This window comes from Serratia sp. MMO-28 (assembly GCF_037199905.1).
Lineage (GTDB): Bacteria > Pseudomonadota > Gammaproteobacteria > Enterobacterales > Enterobacteriaceae > Chania > Chania oryzae.
In genome coordinates, this window is record NZ_JBBCVB010000111.1 from 1 (window position 1) to 270 (window position 270).

A 270-nucleotide genomic window follows, 5' to 3' on the forward strand; every position below is an offset into this window, starting at 1 on the left:
ACCCTGACCGGCACCAACAGCGGTTTTGCCGGCCTGTTCGACCTGGTGGGCAACAGCGCGCTGACCGTCTCGCAAGACGCCAACCTGGGCACCGGCAGCGTCAGTCTCGGCAGCGGCAGCACCCTGACCTTTGACACCTTTGCCGGCGGGGCCCTGACCGCCCTGAACCATGCGCTGAGCGGCGCGGGTAACTGGGTGCTGCGCAACAGCAACATCACCCTCTCTGGCAACAGCAATGCTTCAGGCTTCAGCGGCCTGCTGGACATCAAC

The 270-nt window shown here is 65.2% G+C and carries 1 protein-coding gene; it reads left to right on the forward strand.

Features of this window, described 5'->3' with window-relative positions; translation table 11 throughout:
• The coding region (locus WG891_RS26770) for a hypothetical protein (RefSeq protein ID WP_337265249.1) at positions 1 to 270 on the forward strand (270 nt) is incomplete at both ends.